Origin of the sequence: uncultured Roseovarius sp., assembly GCF_947489715.1 — a bacterium.
GTDB lineage: Bacteria > Pseudomonadota > Alphaproteobacteria > Rhodobacterales > Rhodobacteraceae > Roseovarius.
The window spans coordinates 23127-38496 of sequence record NZ_CANLER010000017.1; the positions used below are offsets into that span (position 1 = coordinate 23127).

General features: G+C 59.5%; 16 protein-coding genes. 9 read left to right on the forward strand and 7 right to left on the reverse strand.

All coding sequences use genetic code 11. From position 1 onward, the window contains the following. Window positions 1-13 precede the first annotated feature (13 nt). Complete coding sequence (locus tag Q1B27_RS23755) at window positions 14-1903, forward strand: phage tail sheath C-terminal domain-containing protein (RefSeq protein ID WP_299852403.1); 1890 nt, start codon at window positions 14-16, stop codon at window positions 1901-1903. Between the two features lie 4 nt (window positions 1904-1907). Here Q1B27_RS23755 and Q1B27_RS23760 read toward each other — a convergent pair whose 3' ends face one another. Next, window positions 1908-2999 carry a HupE/UreJ family protein gene (locus tag Q1B27_RS23760; protein ID WP_299852406.1) on the reverse strand — a complete coding sequence of 364 codons (1092 nt, stop codon included), beginning with the start codon at window positions 2997-2999 and terminating at the stop codon, window positions 1908-1910. Between the two features lie 82 nt (window positions 3000-3081). Between Q1B27_RS23760 and Q1B27_RS23765 the strand changes: the two genes are divergently transcribed. Then, complete coding sequence (locus Q1B27_RS23765; RefSeq protein ID WP_299852409.1) at window positions 3082-3909, forward strand: DUF4198 domain-containing protein; 828 nt, start codon at window positions 3082-3084, stop codon at window positions 3907-3909. 120 nt (window positions 3910-4029) lie between these two features. Here Q1B27_RS23765 and Q1B27_RS23770 read toward each other — a convergent pair whose 3' ends face one another. From Q1B27_RS23770 to Q1B27_RS23790, 5 genes are all read right to left on the reverse strand, one after another. Beyond that, window positions 4030-4650 carry a TetR/AcrR family transcriptional regulator gene (locus Q1B27_RS23770; protein WP_299852412.1) on the reverse strand — a complete coding sequence of 207 codons (621 nt, stop codon included), beginning with the start codon at window positions 4648-4650 and terminating at the stop codon, window positions 4030-4032. A 105-nt stretch (window positions 4651-4755) separates the two neighbouring features. Continuing rightward, a complete protein-coding gene (locus Q1B27_RS23775) occupies window positions 4756-4914 on the reverse strand; it encodes a hypothetical protein (RefSeq protein ID WP_299852415.1) in 159 nt (52 codons plus the stop codon). Window positions 4915-5210: 296 nt separating this feature from the next. Then, entirely contained in the window at window positions 5211-6611 is a 1401-nt protein-coding gene (locus Q1B27_RS23780) for a TRAP transporter large permease (protein WP_299852418.1), read from the reverse strand. After that, the gene (locus tag Q1B27_RS23785; protein ID WP_299852421.1) at window positions 6611-7240 is read right to left on the reverse strand and encodes a TRAP transporter small permease subunit; all 630 of its coding nucleotides are present in this window, start codon (window positions 7238-7240) and stop codon (window positions 6611-6613) included. Before Q1B27_RS23785 ends, Q1B27_RS23780 begins: the two co-directional genes overlap by 1 nt. Before the next feature lie 54 nt (window positions 7241-7294). Next, window positions 7295-8311 carry a C4-dicarboxylate TRAP transporter substrate-binding protein gene (locus tag Q1B27_RS23790; RefSeq protein ID WP_299852424.1) on the reverse strand — a complete coding sequence of 339 codons (1017 nt, stop codon included), beginning with the start codon at window positions 8309-8311 and terminating at the stop codon, window positions 7295-7297. A gap of 144 nt (window positions 8312-8455) precedes the next feature. On the opposite strand from Q1B27_RS23790, the gene mbfA reads away from it, so the two are divergent. The 6 genes from mbfA (at window position 8456) to Q1B27_RS23820 (ending at window position 13829) form a co-directional block, all read left to right on the forward strand. Further along, on the forward strand, window positions 8456-9433 hold the full coding sequence (mbfA, locus tag Q1B27_RS23795; RefSeq protein WP_299852427.1) for an iron exporter MbfA: 978 nt from the start codon (window positions 8456-8458) through the stop codon (window positions 9431-9433). A 247-nt stretch (window positions 9434-9680) separates the two neighbouring features. Further along, entirely contained in the window at window positions 9681-10613 is a 933-nt protein-coding gene (locus Q1B27_RS23800; protein WP_299852430.1) for an AEC family transporter, read from the forward strand. A 38-nt stretch (window positions 10614-10651) separates the two neighbouring features. Further along, window positions 10652-10963, forward strand: a complete 312-nt coding sequence (locus Q1B27_RS23805; protein WP_299852433.1) for a hypothetical protein — start codon at window positions 10652-10654, stop codon at window positions 10961-10963. Between the two features lie 137 nt (window positions 10964-11100). Then, the gene (gene fghA / locus Q1B27_RS23810; RefSeq protein ID WP_299852436.1) at window positions 11101-11934 is read left to right on the forward strand and encodes an S-formylglutathione hydrolase; all 834 of its coding nucleotides are present in this window, start codon (window positions 11101-11103) and stop codon (window positions 11932-11934) included. 3 nt (window positions 11935-11937) lie between these two features. Further along, window positions 11938-13374: a Si-specific NAD(P)(+) transhydrogenase gene (gene sthA, locus Q1B27_RS23815; RefSeq protein WP_299852439.1), complete on the forward strand. Its 1437-nt coding sequence runs from the start codon at window positions 11938-11940 to the stop codon at window positions 13372-13374. After that, window positions 13371-13829, forward strand: coding sequence for a YaiI/YqxD family protein (locus tag Q1B27_RS23820; protein ID WP_299852442.1), 459 nt, complete (start codon window positions 13371-13373; stop codon window positions 13827-13829). Before sthA ends, Q1B27_RS23820 begins: the two co-directional genes overlap by 4 nt. 17 nt (window positions 13830-13846) lie before the next feature. On the opposite strand, the gene Q1B27_RS23825 is transcribed toward Q1B27_RS23820, so the two are convergent. After that, window positions 13847-14422 (reverse strand): DUF1523 family protein, encoded by a 576-nt coding sequence (locus tag Q1B27_RS23825; RefSeq protein ID WP_299852445.1) that lies wholly within the window; start codon window positions 14420-14422, stop codon window positions 13847-13849. Between the two features lie 133 nt (window positions 14423-14555). Between Q1B27_RS23825 and Q1B27_RS23830 the strand changes: the two genes are divergently transcribed. Next, window positions 14556-15368: a cyclase family protein gene (locus Q1B27_RS23830; protein ID WP_299852448.1), complete on the forward strand. Its 813-nt coding sequence runs from the start codon at window positions 14556-14558 to the stop codon at window positions 15366-15368. Window positions 15369-15370 lie beyond the last annotated feature (2 nt).

Below are 15370 nucleotides of genomic sequence, written 5' to 3' on the forward strand. Positions count from 1 at the left end.
GCAGGATCATTCTATGCCCGAATTTCTGACCCCCGGTGTCTTTGTCTCTGAGATAGGGGCGCCACCCCCGCCAATTGCACAGGTGGCTACGGCACTGCCCGTCTTTATCGGCCATACGGAACAGGCATTGGACGGAGAAACACCACTGACCGGCGTTTCGCATCGCATCAGCTCGATGGCCGACTATCACCGCAGTTTCGGGGGCGCACCCAAGCCGATTTTCCGGATCGAAAAACATGTTATCCGCAATGGCATCTCCCCCCTCAGCGACGCGGGCGCAACCCTGCCCCCGGACCTGCCCGAGATACTCTTTGCTGCCGGGGCTGAAATCTATGCGCTGGTTCAGACCAACCCCGCCTATACGCTCTATGGTACATTGCGGCATTTCTTCATGAACGGCGGCGGGCCATGTCATGTGATTTCGGTCGGGTCATATGATCATCCGTTCGATGCCACGAAGATGCAGGCAGCCCTCTCTGCGCTCAACGACGAAGATGCGCCGACCCTGCTGGTCATTCCCGAGGTCACAAGGCTGCCGCGTGCGCAGGCCGCGCAGGTCAGTCAGGCCATGCTGGCCCATTCTGGCGCAGGGCAGCGAAACCGCTTTGCAATCCTTGATATTCCCGGGGGATTTATGGATCGGAAAAGCCCGCGGGGTGACCCGATAAAGGCGTTTCGCACGGATATCGGCACCGACGCACTGGAACATGGTGCAGCCTATTATCCGTGGTTGAACACTTCGGTTTTCCTTGCCCGGGACTTCACCTACCAGAATATCGAACCCGGCAGCCGCCCATTATTGGCAACGCTGCTTTCAAATTCCGAGCCGACGCTGAACACCGGTCAATTGACCGCGCCCCGCTTGACAGGTGATTTCACCATCGTCGCCGCGCCAGGGCAGACCGTCCTACTCAGCCCCGATGATTTCGAGGCACAGGACGACAGTCCTGATCGGAACCTGCGCTTCAGCGTTCTGGATGATGGCCGGATGACCGGGCATATCATGCGAACCGGCAAGACCAGACCACGGGCAGGCTTTCGTCAGAAGGGGTTGAAGAACGGCAAGATAAGTTTTGTCCGCGATGCCGACGCCACGACACCCGGTCAATTTGAACTGATCGTGACCGATGGGGATGGTTTAAAGAGTACAAGGCGCACGGTCTTTGTCGTTGATGACGATGCCCAGGCAGGCTTGCCAGATGTATTGGCGGGCATTTCCTCAGACGCGGCTGAGCAAGATGAAGCCGCGCAAAGCCTCGACACTGATCTGCGAGCGTCATCACAGCTCTATCGGGACATCACACAGGCAATGGCAGACAGCGCCAATGCGTTGCCCCCCGGCGCAGCAATGGCAGGCATCTACGCCAGAACAGACAGTACACGCGGTGTCTGGAAGGCCCCGGCTGGCACATCGGCAAACGGTGTGATCAGCCCGATGGTGCCCATCAGTGACCGGCAGCAGACAGACCTGAACCAGACTGCCAGCGGCAAGTCGATCAACGCAATCCGCAGGTTCAGTGGGAGAGGTATTCTGGTTTGGGGCGCACGCACAATGGCGGGCAACGCCTCGGAATTCCGCTATGTCCCCGTCCGCCGTTTCGCAAACATGATCGAGGAATCGCTTTATAAGGGGATTGAATCAGTGGTCTTTGCACCGAACACCGAGGCAACCTGGACCGCTTTGAAATCACAGATCGGAAATTTCATGACCCTGCTCTGGCGACAGGGCGCCCTGCGAGGTAGCAGAACATCAGACGCATATTTCGTCAAAGTGGGTCTTGGTGAAACCATGACACAAAGTGATATTGATCGCGGCGTGGTGAATATCCATGTGGGTTTTGCACCGCTGCGCCCGGCGGAATTCATCATCCTGAAAATCCAGCAAAAGACCGCTTCGACATAGGCCGTCAGGCAAGGACGCCAACCCGTTCAAAGAACCAATAGCCGGCAATCATCGCGATCACGACCGACGCGGGTACGACAACCCGCGCGTGATACCAGTTCCGCGCCCCGAACCAATATCCGACTGCCGCGTAACATAGCAGCACAACGGCCACCTGCCCCAGCTCAACGCCGACATTGAAACCAATTAAGCTGGCGGCGAACTGCCCATCGCCGATGGCAAGTTCACGCAACACACCGGCAAACCCCAGCCCGTGCAGCAACCCAAAGCCAAAAACGATGACCATGCGCCAGCGATGCAGGTTCTGGGTGAAGATGTTTTCAATTGCCACGAATACGATCGACAGGGCGATCAGCGGCTCGACGATCGATCCCGGTATGTTGATCCATCCCAATAGCCCCATGGCCAACGTAACCGAATGCGCCAGTGTGAATGTCGTGACTTGCAGCAACAACGGTTTCAATCGTGCGCTCAGCAGGAAAAGTCCGACAATAAAAAGCACATGGTCCAGCCCCTTGGGCAGAATATGGTCAAATCCCAGCTTGATGTACCGCAGCACTGTATCGCTGGTCGATGCCGCTGCCACGGCAGGGGTCAGTTCGATGGTCTCACTTGCGCCCGCGGCCAGCAGATTTGCATAGAACGGGGCCACCTCTCCCTGGCGGGTTATCCGCAAGACGACCGGACCAAATACCTCTTTGTAATGCCAGGTAAGCGACGGCGCCCCTGTAGGTAACTGTCCTGAGTAGGCCAGCACGGTACGCCTTGGCAGGTTTGGATCACCAATCTCGGGAATATCCAAGTCGTCGCGTTCCAAAACCAGACGTGTTTGCTTTTCCTTCAGGCTCAACCCTTCCAGAAACTGTTGCTCGAATTCAAGGAACGCTGCCTTCAGATCAGCAGGCGACAGACGGCGCAGTGCCTCGTATCTCTCGGACTGCGGTGCATTCTCTGTTCTATCATGCTCGGGTCCGATTCCGGCGATCAAGGCTTCCAAATTGGTCGCCAGTTCCAGCCGAACCGCACCGTCATCTCCCAATTCCATATTGACGATAGCAGGGTTCAATTCGTGGGCCTGTGCCAGACTTGCGCACAAGGAAGCCACCGTCAGAAACCAAATAGCCAGGATTTGTGAACGCCAACAATACGCTTGTTCACGCCACTTGGATCGGATGTTAATGCTGCGCATGATACCGCGTTTCCTTATTGCCGTTCTCGCTCTGCTCGTCGCTTGCCCTTTCAGCGTTGGCGCGCATGAGTTCTGGATTGACCCCATAGACCACATCCTGTCGCCCGGTGACACTCTTGAAGCAAATCTGAAGGTCGGTCAAAACTACGCGGGCGCGGTTTATCCGCTGCTGCCGGGGCGGTTGACGCAGTTTTCTGTATCCGGCCCCAAGGGCACAAACGACATCACCGGCACGGTCGGTGATGTTCCGGCGGCGCGCTTGCCTGAAATATCGACTGGTCTGCATATTCTGGCCTACGAATCCACCACCGATCGGTTGAAATTCGACGATTGGGAGCTGTTCAACACCTACGTTGCCTACGAGGGTAATGACTGGGCAGTCGCGGCGCATCTCAGGGCCGGGCTGCCGAAGACCGGCTTTACCGAAGGGTACCGCCGCTACGCGAAATCGCTGGTACAGGTCGGTGAACCGCAAACCGGTGACGCAGACAGACGGATCGGCCTGGCGATTGAATTGGTGGCTCTTGTCTCGCCCTACCTGCTTGCACCGGATCAACAGGAACTGCCTGTGCAGCTTCTGTGGCAAGGCGCGCCATTGGCGCAGCAACAAATCAATGTCTTTCACAACAGCAAGACAACAACGCTGAGCGCGGTCACCACCGATCAGGATGGCCGCGCGATGGTGCCAGTTACCAAAGGCGGGCGATATTTGCTGAATGCCGTGCATATGGTGCTGAACAATACGGACACCGACCTTGCCTGGGACAGTCATTGGGCGTCTCTGACATTCGAGATTTCCGCGAGAGATTCGCACTGAAAAGGCGCTGATATTTGCGGATCGGGCATTCTGTCTTCCTTTGGCGCGGGCACAAGAAGACACGTTTGAAAGTGAAGGTTAGTTTCGCCGACCGTCGAAAAAGATCCCGCTTTGTGGGGATCAGGTAGCCTTGTAGCGGGCCAGGAACATCTCGACCGCACCGTTGATCACGCGCTCGACGTTTTCCTCAGACACATCGCATCCGACACCGCACAGGCAACGAACGAACAAATCGCTCTTGCATAGTTCACCAAACTGGTTCGCCGCCAAATCCATGTCGTCTATCTTCAGAACACCCTGCTCGACATAAGGTCTCAAGACCTTGCTCATGCGCTCGCGCACCAAAGCCGGGCCGGAATTGTAGAACCTTTGGCCAAGCTCGGGAAAGCGATAGGATTCCGAAACACAGATGCGGAACACCTGCAGGCCGAAATCCGACAGAAAGAAGCGTACGATCCGGCTGGCGGCTTCGTGCAGCACGACCTCGATCGGCGCACCGACACCGATCACCTGTAATGCCTCTTCTGCCTGCCGGTTGCATTCGATACGTGCAACCTCGGAAAACAGGAGTCGCTTATCCGGAAAATAGCTGTAGAGGGTGGCTTTCGACACACCAGCTTCGCGGGCGATGTCATCCACGCTGGCCCCTTCAAAACCGTCGCGCATAAAGATACTGCGCGCGCCTTCAAGGACCTGGTCGAATTTCCGGCCTTTTTTGATTTCTGCGGCCATTGCCGTCATGCACGTCCTCCAACTGGCTTTACCAGTCTAGTCAGGTCAGGGTGCCTGCCGCAAGCAAATCTGCGTGATGCGGGCAGGCTTCCCTGCCCGCATGCCGTGAGTGGATCACTTGTTAATGCCAGAATTGTTCTTGCTCACCGGTTCCGGTTTGGGCTCCGGGAAATCCAGTGTGGGGGTCAGACTACCCATATCAAAGCTCTGCGCCATCACGGGCGCGGCAGTCAACGAAAGGGCAACGGCCAAGGCGATAAGGGGGTTTTTCATCTCATTTTCCTTTCTGAACTAAACAGTTCACATTACGATAAATAAACCGTGTAGTTCAGTTTACAAGAGGAAAATGAACTAAATAGTTCACTTTTTTGACGTCACGTTACAGAAAAGCGTTTAGGCGCTGATTTCATTGTGTTTTTTCTTTGACCATCTCCCGCATGGAAAAATACGACGCAAGGTCAATTAGTGGATGACACCGATCCCAACCGCCAATGCGAGGACGCCGCGCAAAGCGCGGAGGACAAGAGATCAGGCGTGAGCGACAGCGCACTCAATCTGGGAACAGAGAGCTATCCGGCCTGACTGGGCAGCCAGAGCACGATCCACGGAAACGCCACCAACAAAGCGATGGTAATCGCATCAGCGACAAAAAACGGCGTCACGCCCCGAAAGACATCCTGCACCGTCAGGTCATCGCGCACACCGGCCACGACGAAACAATTCAATCCGATAGGCGGGGTGATCAGGCAGAATTCGGCCATTTTCACAACCAATATCCCGAACCAGATCGCGCACATCGTGCCTGACATGCCAAAGGCGCTGTCCGCTGCCGCCACGCTCTCGCCGCCGTTCAATGCCATGACCGCCGGATATACCACCGGCAGGGTCAGAAGCAGCATGCCGATCGCATCCATGAACATGCCCAGCACCGCATAGGCCAGCAGGATGCAGACCAGGATCAGCAGTGGTGCCATATCAAGTGACGTGATCCAGTCGGCGAACGCGCCCGGCAGATCGGCAAAACCCAGGAACCGCACATAGATCAGCACGCCCCAGATGATGGTAAAGATCATCACCGTCAACTTGGCGGTCTCGATCAGCGCCTCTTTCAACTGCGCCCATCTCAGACCTCGTGCCAACGCCATCAGGAAAACGATGAACGCGCCCACGGCCCCGCCTTCGGTGGGCGTGCCCCAGGCATCGCCGAAAGGGTTGTAGACAAAGAAGATGATGATCACGACCACCGCCACGATGGGCAGTGCCGGCAACAGCGCCACGAACCGCTCGCGCCAGGTGAAGCCCCCCACCGGCGGGCCGACATTCTTGAACACCACCGCAATCGTGATGATCAACAGCGCATAGATCACCGCCGAAAACGCACCCGGAATGAACCCCGCCAGCAGAAGTTTACCCACGTCCTGTTCGACGATAATGGCGTAAATTACCAGAATGGCCGACGGCGGAATGAGCGAGGCAAGCGTGCCCCCAGCTGCCACCACGCCAGCCGCGAATTGCTTGTTATAGCCGATCTTCAGCATCTCGGGGATGGCGATACGCGCGAACACCGCCGCCGTTGCAACCGAGGCCCCGGATACGGCCGCAAAACCCGCGGTCGCAAACACGGTCGACACGGCCAGGCCCCCCGGCACCCAGGCGATCCAGCGTTTCGCCGCCTCGAAAAGCGCCGTGGTCAGGCGCGCGTAATAGGCCAGATACCCGATCAGGATGAAGGTCGGGATCAGGCTCAGCGCATGGGCCGACACCTTGGAATGCGGCACCTGACCGGCCACCTTGACGCTGATCTCCAGCGCCTTGCCAAACCGCGCCGGATCGTAATCGAACCCGTTCCAGCGCAGCCAGACCAACCCGACGAAACCGGCCAACCCGGCGGCAAACGCAACGCGCATGCCGATCACCACCATCGCCAGCATGCCCGCAGTTACCCAGAGGCCAATTTCGATCGACCCCATCAGTCGGCCCCTTCCAATGTATGCGCTTCGGCCTCGGCCTGTTCGGCCACCGACCGGTAAAGCGGGACTGCTGCGGGCCGTTCCAGCCCCAGCACCAGCGCGCGGCCATAGGCCCAGACCTGTAACGCCAGACGCAGGCACAGCACCGAAAAGGCGACAGGCACCAGCAGTTTCATCGGCCAGATCGGCAGGCCGATGTCGATCGAACTATCCCGGCTCCATAACGGTTTGGTCATGTCAAAGCTGCGGTCGAAATGCGCCCAGCTGCCCCAGACCAGCGCAATCATCAGCATCAGCATCAGCGATACGGTGAGTAATTCCAACGCCCACAGGGCCCGCCCCCGCAAAACACCGATCAGAATGTCCATCCGGATATGCCCGCCCTCGCGCTGCACATAGGCGACGCCCATGATCGCGATCAGCGGCATCAGCGCCTCGATCCAGTCGACATAGCCCGCCAGAGGCATTTCGAAAAACTCGCGCCCGCCGACCGAATAGGCCGCAAGGAACATCAGCGAAAACGCGGCCACACCGCTCAGCAGCGCAAAGAACCGCTCCAGCTTCAAAAGCCCGCGGTCCAGCCGGCTCAGCAGGCTGTCATCCTGCAATACGGTTGAATTTCCCGACATGTTACCCTTGCCCGATCAGCAGGGCCGCGCCACGCGGTGCGGCCCCGCCAAGGATCAGTTCGACATCCGCTTTTCTTTCAGCGTCGACATCACCAGATCATAAAGCTCCTGACCGGGCAGGCCCTGCGCTTCCATATCGGCGATCCAGGCAGCGCGGATCGGATCGGCGGCTTTTTCGCGGAACGCGGCCAGCTCGTCTTCGCTGATCTCAACTTTCTGAACGCCTTTTTCCTCCAGGATGCTGTCCCATTTGGTCAGCAGCTCGCCATAGTTGGCAAGGTAATGGTCAATCGCTTCGGGGATCGAACTGTCCAGCGCCTCGCGTTCGGCATCCGACAGCGATTCATACGCGTCGATATTCACCACCACCGGGCAGTTGACCGTGCCGGGGTTCAGGTTCGCGGTCCACCATTTCGCCTGATTGATCGTGCCAAAGCTCAGATGCGCATGCTGGGCAAAGGCCACCGTGTCGACCGTACCCGATTCCATCGCCTGATAGGCCTCGGTCGCGGTCACCGAGGTGGGCACCGCACCCACGGCCTTGAACGCATCGCCCAGCCCGCCGGTTGCTCGCACGCGCATGCCTTCGAAATCAGCCAGCTTTTCGCGCGGATCGCCAGTGCCTACGATATTATATTGCGGCATGGGCGAGGTCATCAGCAGCTTGGCGTTCCACTGTGCCAGTTCGTCCTGCACCGCCGGATGGCCATAGACCGCATGGCTCACGGCCACTTCCTCATCCAGATTGGCAACCCCCAGGAAGGGCAGTTCCAGCACTGTAATCGTGCGGTTCTTGTCGCGGTGATAGCCCGCGCAGAACTGCGCCATCTCGAAAGCGCCGATGGAAATACCGTCCAAGTTTTCCTTATTCTTGCTCAGGCCGCCATAGCTGATGTTCAGCGTGAACTCACCGCCGGTCTTTTCACTCACCAGCTCAGCCAGCTTTTCAACATGTTCGGTAAACGCCCGGCGTTTCCCCCAGAGCGAGACATTCCACTCCGTCGCCAATGCCTCGGATGCGAAGGCGAGTGTCAGTGTCGCGGCGGTCATACCACCCAAAATCTTGCGCATTTTCATTCCTCCCTAGAATCATATGCTGATTTCATGGGGGCGAGTTTAGCGATTCATTTCCGATTGGCTACCGGCTGTCCCAAAGCCTCTTGAACCGAAGCGCAGGATCGTTAGTTTAGAATTATTCTAATGTAGGAAAATGTCATGATCCCCGGAGTCACCTCGCGCCGCCGCTTTGCCGATCTGAGCGAACAGGAAATCCTCGCGCTGGCCATTTCATCGGAAGAGGATGACGCGCGCATCTACCGCAGCTATGGCGAAATGCTGCGCGCCGATTTCCCTGACAGTGCGCGCGTGTTCGATGGTATGGCCGAGGAGGAGGACGGCCACCGCCAGCAACTGATCGAGCTTCACCAGCAGCGCTTTGGCGACGTGATTCCCCTTATCCGGCGCGAACACGTGGCTGGTTTCTATGCCCGCCGCCCAGTCTGGCTGATCGAAAACCTGGGGTTGGAGCGTATCCGCGAAGAAGCCGCCGCGATGGAACGCGACGCCGAACGTTTCTACCTCAAATCCGCGGCCCGCACCTCGGATGCCGCCACCCGCAAATTGCTGGGCGATCTGGCCGCTGCCGAGGCGGGTCACCAGAATCGCGCTGGAGAATTGGAGGCCGAGCACCTTGATGATGACGCGCTGGAGGCCGAGGACAAGACGGCCAAGCGGCAATTCCTGCTGACCTGGGTGCAACCCGGACTGGCGGGGCTGATGGATGGCTCGGTCTCGACCCTGGCGCCGATCTTCGCCACCGCCTTTGCAACGCAGGACACCTGGACCACCTTCCTTGTGGGCCTCGCGGCCTCGGTGGGGGCGGGCATCTCGATGGGCTTCACCGAAGCCGCCAGCGATGACGGAGAGCTTTCGGGCCGCGGCAGCCCGGTCAAACGCGGCTTTGCCAGCGGCATCATGACCACGGTCGGCGGGCTGGGCCACGCTCTGCCCTACCTGATCCCCGATTTCTGGACCGCCACGATCATTGCGATCATCGTGGTGTTTATCGAGCTTTGGGCCATCGCCTGGATTCAGAACCGCTTCATGGAAACGCCCTTCTTCCGCGCCGCGTTTCAGGTGGTGCTTGGCGGTGCACTGGTTTTTTCGGCGGGCGTGCTGATCGGATCAGGTTGATAACGCTGATATTGGGCACCCCTGACCGCTTTTCAAAACATGGAGACCGTTTAACCCCGCCGCCCCGCCCGGCATCAAGTCGCAGACGCCGGGCGAGCGGTTACCATGATTGCGCCATTGGTTGGCGCACCTCTCGTACGATGGGCTGATGCTTCTGCTGAAGGGGCACGCTCTGGTGAAGGTGAAGGCATTTAGCCCAGTTACCCAATCGCATTGACGCGCCTTCTCAGCGTGCTACCACGATGCGATGCTAGCGATATTCCTGCAAACTCTGCCATTTTTCCTGATCATCGGGCTGGGCTTTGGCGCCGGGCGCACCGGGTTCTTCAACGAAGAGGCAACCGCCTGGCTGACCAAATTCGTCTTCTACTTCGCGTTGTCGGCGATGCTGTTCAAATTCGCGGCCAATCTGTCACTGGCCGATGTGCTGGACTGGCAATTCGTCACGGCCTACCTCTGCGCCACCGGCGCGGTTTACCTGCTGGCGACACTGGTCGCATTTCTGCGCAAGCTCAATATCGAGCAGGCCGCTGTCGAGGCGCAATGCGCGGTCATCGGCAATGTCGGCTTCCTTGGTGTGCCGATGCTGACCCTGCTGATGGGCGAGGCCGCCATAGGCCCGGTGATGCTGGTGCTGGCCGTTGATCTAATCGTTTTCGGTTCGCTGATCGTGATCCTGATCACCGGTGCGCGGGATGGCCGGATGAGTGTGCGCATCCTTGCCACGGTCGGCATGGGCCTGCTGAAAAACCCGATGATCGTGTCGATCGTGCTGGGGCTGGCATGGTCGGCCCTGGCACTACCAATCCCGACGGTGATGAACGACTTCCTGTCGCTTCTGGGCGGGGCCGCAACACCGGGTGCGCTATTCGCAATCGGCGCGTCACTGGCCGGTAAATCGGCCGAACGGCCTTTCGTGGCAGGCTGGCTCTCGCTTTGCAAACTGGTGCTGCATCCGGCGGCCGTAGCCCTGTCCGCGCTCTGGCTGTTTCCAATTGCGCCCTATGCCGCCGCAGTGATGATCGCCGCCGCCGCCCTGCCGGTCGCAGGCAATGTCTATATTCTGGCACAGCATTACCGCGTCGCCCCACAGCGCGTCTCGGCGTCTATCCTGATTTCGACGGTCGCTGCGGTTATCAGCGTCTCGCTGGTAATCGGCTGGGTGGCGGCGCTTTATTGATATGCCACCTCACGCAGAACCGACCGGGATGACGCGCCATGATTGACCAGATCAGACTGGACGCCTGGATGCGCCGGGGCCGGGACAGCGGGCGCCGTTTTCTGCTGATCTGCGTCGATGTGATGGACGCGCTCAAGCAGGACCCGGATGGCGGCTATTACCCGGTTTTCGTGGAGACGCCTAATGAGGTGCACGAGCGTCTTGCGAAATATCAGGGGTCCGACTGGCGGTCCAATGACCTGATTACCGACGCCTGCGAAGGCATCATCGACCTCAACACCGCGCCGCAAGACCGCGCCACCCGGATCGAGACCCCCGAAGACTGGTTACGGCACGCCAGCAGACACTAGGGGTTTGAACCCGGCTGCACATGCGCGCCACATCGTGAAACTGTCGCAGGCGTGACCTGCTGCGCCGGATTTCAATTCCACGGCGGCGCCGGGCCTGCTACAGACGTCTCAACAAATGAATACAGACGGAGGAACCCATGGAAACCCAATCGGAAAACGCCTGTTTCGGCGGTGTACAGGGGGTCTATTCCCACAAATCCGAAGCCTGCAACTGCGACATGACTTTCGGGCTGTTCCTGCCGGAAGAGGCACGCGACGGCCCCGTGCCGGTGCTATGGTACCTGTCCGGCCTGACCTGCACCCACGAAAACGCCATGACCAAGGCGGGCGCACAGGGCTGGGCTGCCGAACAGGGCATTGCGCTCGTGTTCCCCGACACCTCGCCGCGTGGCGACGACGTGGCCGATGATGACGCCTATGATCTGGGCAAGGGCGCCGGGTTCTATGTCAACGCCACACAAGATCCCTGGGCGCCACATTTCCGCATGTGGGACTATGTGGCCGAGGAATTGCCCGCACTGATCACCCGCAACTTCGCCGTCGATGCCGACCGCCAGGCGATCACCGGGCATTCGATGGGCGGTCACGGCGCGCTGACCCTCGCGATGGGGCTGCCGGGGCGGTATGCTTCGGTGTCGGCCTTCGCACCCATTTCCAACCCGGTGGCCAGCGATTGGGGTCGTAAGCAGCTGACCGCCTACCTGGGCAGCGACGAATCCAAATGGGCGGCGCATGACGCCAGCCTTTTGATGCGCGAGCGTGGCTTTGACGGGTCGATACTGGTCGATACCGGCACCAGCGACCAGTTCATCGACCTTCTGCGCCCCGAGGCATTGGCCGAGGCCGCCACCGCCCGCCGCCAGCAGGCAATCCTGCGGATGCAGCCGGGCTATGACCACAGCTATTTCTTCATCTCGACCTTCATGGAAGATCACGTCGCCTTCCACGCCGAAGCTCTCTACGCGGGGTAGCGCATGAGCCATTATGATCTGATTGTCATCGGCTCCGGCCCCTCGGGGCGCTCGGCGGCCATTCAGGCTGGCAAACTCAAGCGCCGGGTGCTGGTTGTCGACCGCAAGGACCGTCTGGGCGGCGTGTCGGTGCATACCGGCACGATCCCGTCCAAGACCCTGCGCGAAACCGTCCTGAACCTGTCGGGCTGGCGCGAACGCAGCTTTTATGGGCGGGCCTACCGGGTCAAGGATGATATCCACGCCGATGACCTCAAGGCCCGTCTGCACCAGACGCTGGATTACGAGGTTGACGTGCTGGAGCATCAGTTCAACCGCAACCATGTCGACACGATGATGGGCATGGCGCGCTTTACCGATCCCAACACTGTCGAAGTGGCAACCGAGGCGGGCGATGTCAGCACCGTCACCGCCGATAGGTTCCTGATCGCGACCGGCACCAAGACATACCGCCCCGATTACGTGCCCTTCAACGGCACCACGGTGGTCGACAGCGACGAATTTCTGGAACTGGGCCAGATCCCGCGCAGCCTGACCGTGGTCGGCGCGGGGGTGATCGGCGTCGAATACGCCACGATGTTCTCGGCGCTGGATGTTCGGGTCACCCTGATCGAACCGCGCGAAAGTTTCCTCGATTTCATCGACCAGCAGACAATCCGCGAATTCACCCACCAGATCCGCGAAAACGGTGTCGACCTGCGGCTTGGGTCCGAGATCGAAAAGATCGAGGATATGGGCGAACATGTCGAGGTCACGATGGGCAATGGCCGCCATGTGCGCAGTGAAATGCTGCTCTTTGCGGCGGGTCGGATGGGGGCCACGACCAAGCTGAACCTGGAGTCGGTCAGCCTTGAGACCGACCACCGGGGGCGTCTGGCGGTGGACCGGAAAACCTATCAGACCGCCGTGCCGCATATCTATGCTACAGGCGATGTGATCGGTCATCCCAGTCTCGCCTCGACCTCGATCCAGCAGGGCCGGGTCGCCGCCTGCCATGCGCTTGATGTGCCGACACTGGAAGAAAGCCCGTGGTATCCCTACGGCATCTATTCCGTGCCCGAAATCAGCACCTGCGGCATGTCCGAAGAGGAAATGCAGGAACGCGGTATCCCCTATGAAATCGGCGTCGCGCGCTTTCGCGAAACCAGCCGGGGGCATATCATGGGGCTGGAACACGGGATGCTGAAGATGCTCTTCTCGCTCAAAACCCGCCGGGTGCTGGGCGTGCAGATCGTCGGCGAAGGCGCGACCGAGCTTATTCACATCGCCCAGGCGGTGCTGAATTTGAAGGGCACAGTGGATTACTTCGTGCAGAACACCTTCAACTACCCGACCCTGGCCGAGGCTTACAAGATTGCCGGTCTTGATGCGTTCAACCGGATGCCGATCCCCGAGGAATTCAAAGTGAAACGCAGCAAGAAACCGGCCAAATCCAAGTGAGCGCGATTTATGTCGATGCCGATGCCTGCCCGGTCAAGGCCGAGGTCGAGCGCGTCGGCACCCGTCATGGGCTGCGCATGTTCGTGGTCTCCAATGGCGGGCTGCGCCCGTCGCAGAACCCGCTGGTTGAGACCGTGATCGTACCCGACGGTCCCGACGTGGCCGATATGTGGATCGCCGACCGTGCCGGCGCGGGTGACGTGGTGATCACCGGAGACATTCCGCTGGCCGCCAAATGCGTCGAAGCCGGGGCGCAGGTGCTCAAACATAATGGCGAGGCGCTGACACAGGCCAATATCGGCAACGTGCTGGCCACGCGTGACCTGATGGCCGATCTGCGCGCCGCCGATCCGTTCCGCCAGGGCGGCGGTAAGGGGTTCACCAAGGCCGACCGCTCTCGGTTTCTGGATGCACTGGAACGCGCGATCCGCGCGGCCAAGCAAGCCCGCTCATAAGTTTCAGAAGACGGCGCTCAGCCCCAGCCATCGGTCCATTCGTCGATCTTGGCCTCGATCCGGTTCTTGCGGAACCTGATCCACCGCACCCGGATGGCCCAGAACGTCGCGAAAAGGAAGGTCAGCAAGCCGATGTTGAACCACGGGATGATCCGCACATCGGGCCCCGCGACCGGGCGCACACCGACCGCATTGGGAAAGATCGACAGAAATTCGTTGCGCCAGCCATAATGCTTGACCGCCACCCATTTCGGCGCCTCCGAGGTTGATTTCAGATCCGCCGCCTCGGCCTGCAGATTGGACGTGTCGAACTTGAAATAGGGCGGCCATCCCCAGCCGGTATCCTCGTTGCGATAGACCATCACCCGGCCATTGGTGCGCACCGACTGGATGAAAAACACATCGCGGTTCTGAACCGTCGTGTCATTTCCCACATCCGCATTTGACCAGAAAATCGAATTCTCACCGAAATCGATCCGCTTTTCATAAGTGTCCGTTACCCGCGCGATATCGTGATGTGGTAATGTGTAATGCAGGAACGCGATCACCAGCAGCCAGACACACACCTTGAACACCCATTTCACATAGACCATTCAGGCCCCCTATCTGACACGCTTCATCTGGCTCATCGCCACATTCGGGTCCGTCGCGTGGATTTGACTCGTCATCGCCACATCCCATGCTACCCTCAGATCGATCTATAACCGGAAACGATGGGAGAAAACTATGTGCGATGCATGCGTCATGAAAGCGGTGAAGGAAAAAATGTTGTCCCGCCGCGCGTTTTTTACGGCCAGCGCCGCTGCCGGAGCCGCCGCGACACTGGGGGCGGTCACAGCGCCACCTGCCCTGGCCGCGGGTCATGGCACGGTCGAGGATCTGACCCATACCATCGACGCCGATTTTCCCACCTATTTCGGCAAGCCCGGTATCGAAATGACGCAGGCGTTCAATTTCGCCGATAACGGCTTCAATCTTTTCACCATGGACCTCAATGAACACACCGGCACCCATATCGACGCACCGCTGCATTTTTCCGCCGATGGCGCCTCGGTCGATGAAATCCCGGTCACCTCGCTGGTGGCCCCGCTTTGCGTTGTCGATATCGCCGCCCGCGCGACCGAGGATGCCGACACCCAGCTGACCCCCGATGACCTCAAGGCCTGGATCGACGCCAATGGCGACATTCCCGACAATGCCTGCGTCGCGCTCTATTCCGGCTGGGGTGCCAAGACCGGCAGTGACGCGTTCCGCAATGTCAAAGATGAGGTGATGCATTTCCCCGGCTTTCATGTCGAGGCAGCGCAGATGCTGCTGGAAACCGGCGCAGGTTCCATCGCCAGTGATACGCTGTCGCTGGATCACGGTCCATCCGGCGATTTCGCCACCCATTACGCCTGGCTGCCCACCGGTCGCTTCGGGATCGAAAACATCGCCAATCTCGACAAGATGCCCGCCAGCGGTGCCACCATCATGATCGGCGCGCCCAAGCATCGCGGCGGCTCTGGCGGACCTGCCCGTATCTTCGGCATGGTCTGAGG

What these genes read in the sequence shown, in the direction of transcription:
- Q1B27_RS23830 (WP_299852448.1), top strand. Translation starts at nt 14,556, where the DNA reads ATGTGCGATGCATGCGTCATGAAAGCGGTGAAGGAAAAAATGTTGTCC.
- Q1B27_RS23780 (WP_299852418.1), bottom strand. Translation starts at nt 6,611, where the DNA reads ATGGGGTCGATCGAAATTGGCCTCTGGGTAACTGCGGGCATGCTGGCG.
- Q1B27_RS23775 (WP_299852415.1), bottom strand. Translation starts at nt 4,914, where the DNA reads ATGAAAAACCCCCTTATCGCCTTGGCCGTTGCCCTTTCGTTGACTGCC.
- sthA (WP_299852439.1), top strand. Translation starts at nt 11,938, where the DNA reads ATGAGCCATTATGATCTGATTGTCATCGGCTCCGGCCCCTCGGGGCGC.
- Q1B27_RS23755 (WP_299852403.1), top strand. Translation starts at nt 14, where the DNA reads ATGCCCGAATTTCTGACCCCCGGTGTCTTTGTCTCTGAGATAGGGGCG.
- Q1B27_RS23785 (WP_299852421.1), bottom strand. Translation starts at nt 7,240, where the DNA reads ATGTCGGGAAATTCAACCGTATTGCAGGATGACAGCCTGCTGAGCCGG.
- Q1B27_RS23790 (WP_299852424.1), bottom strand. Translation starts at nt 8,311, where the DNA reads ATGCGCAAGATTTTGGGTGGTATGACCGCCGCGACACTGACACTCGCC.
- fghA (WP_299852436.1), top strand. Translation starts at nt 11,101, where the DNA reads ATGGAAACCCAATCGGAAAACGCCTGTTTCGGCGGTGTACAGGGGGTC.
- mbfA (WP_299852427.1), top strand. Translation starts at nt 8,456, where the DNA reads ATGATCCCCGGAGTCACCTCGCGCCGCCGCTTTGCCGATCTGAGCGAA.
- Q1B27_RS23825 (WP_299852445.1), bottom strand. Translation starts at nt 14,422, where the DNA reads ATGGTCTATGTGAAATGGGTGTTCAAGGTGTGTGTCTGGCTGCTGGTG.
- Q1B27_RS23770 (WP_299852412.1), bottom strand. Translation starts at nt 4,650, where the DNA reads ATGACGGCAATGGCCGCAGAAATCAAAAAAGGCCGGAAATTCGACCAG.
- Q1B27_RS23805 (WP_299852433.1), top strand. Translation starts at nt 10,652, where the DNA reads ATGATTGACCAGATCAGACTGGACGCCTGGATGCGCCGGGGCCGGGAC.
- Q1B27_RS23765 (WP_299852409.1), top strand. Translation starts at nt 3,082, where the DNA reads ATGCTGCGCATGATACCGCGTTTCCTTATTGCCGTTCTCGCTCTGCTC.
- Q1B27_RS23800 (WP_299852430.1), top strand. Translation starts at nt 9,681, where the DNA reads ATGCTAGCGATATTCCTGCAAACTCTGCCATTTTTCCTGATCATCGGG.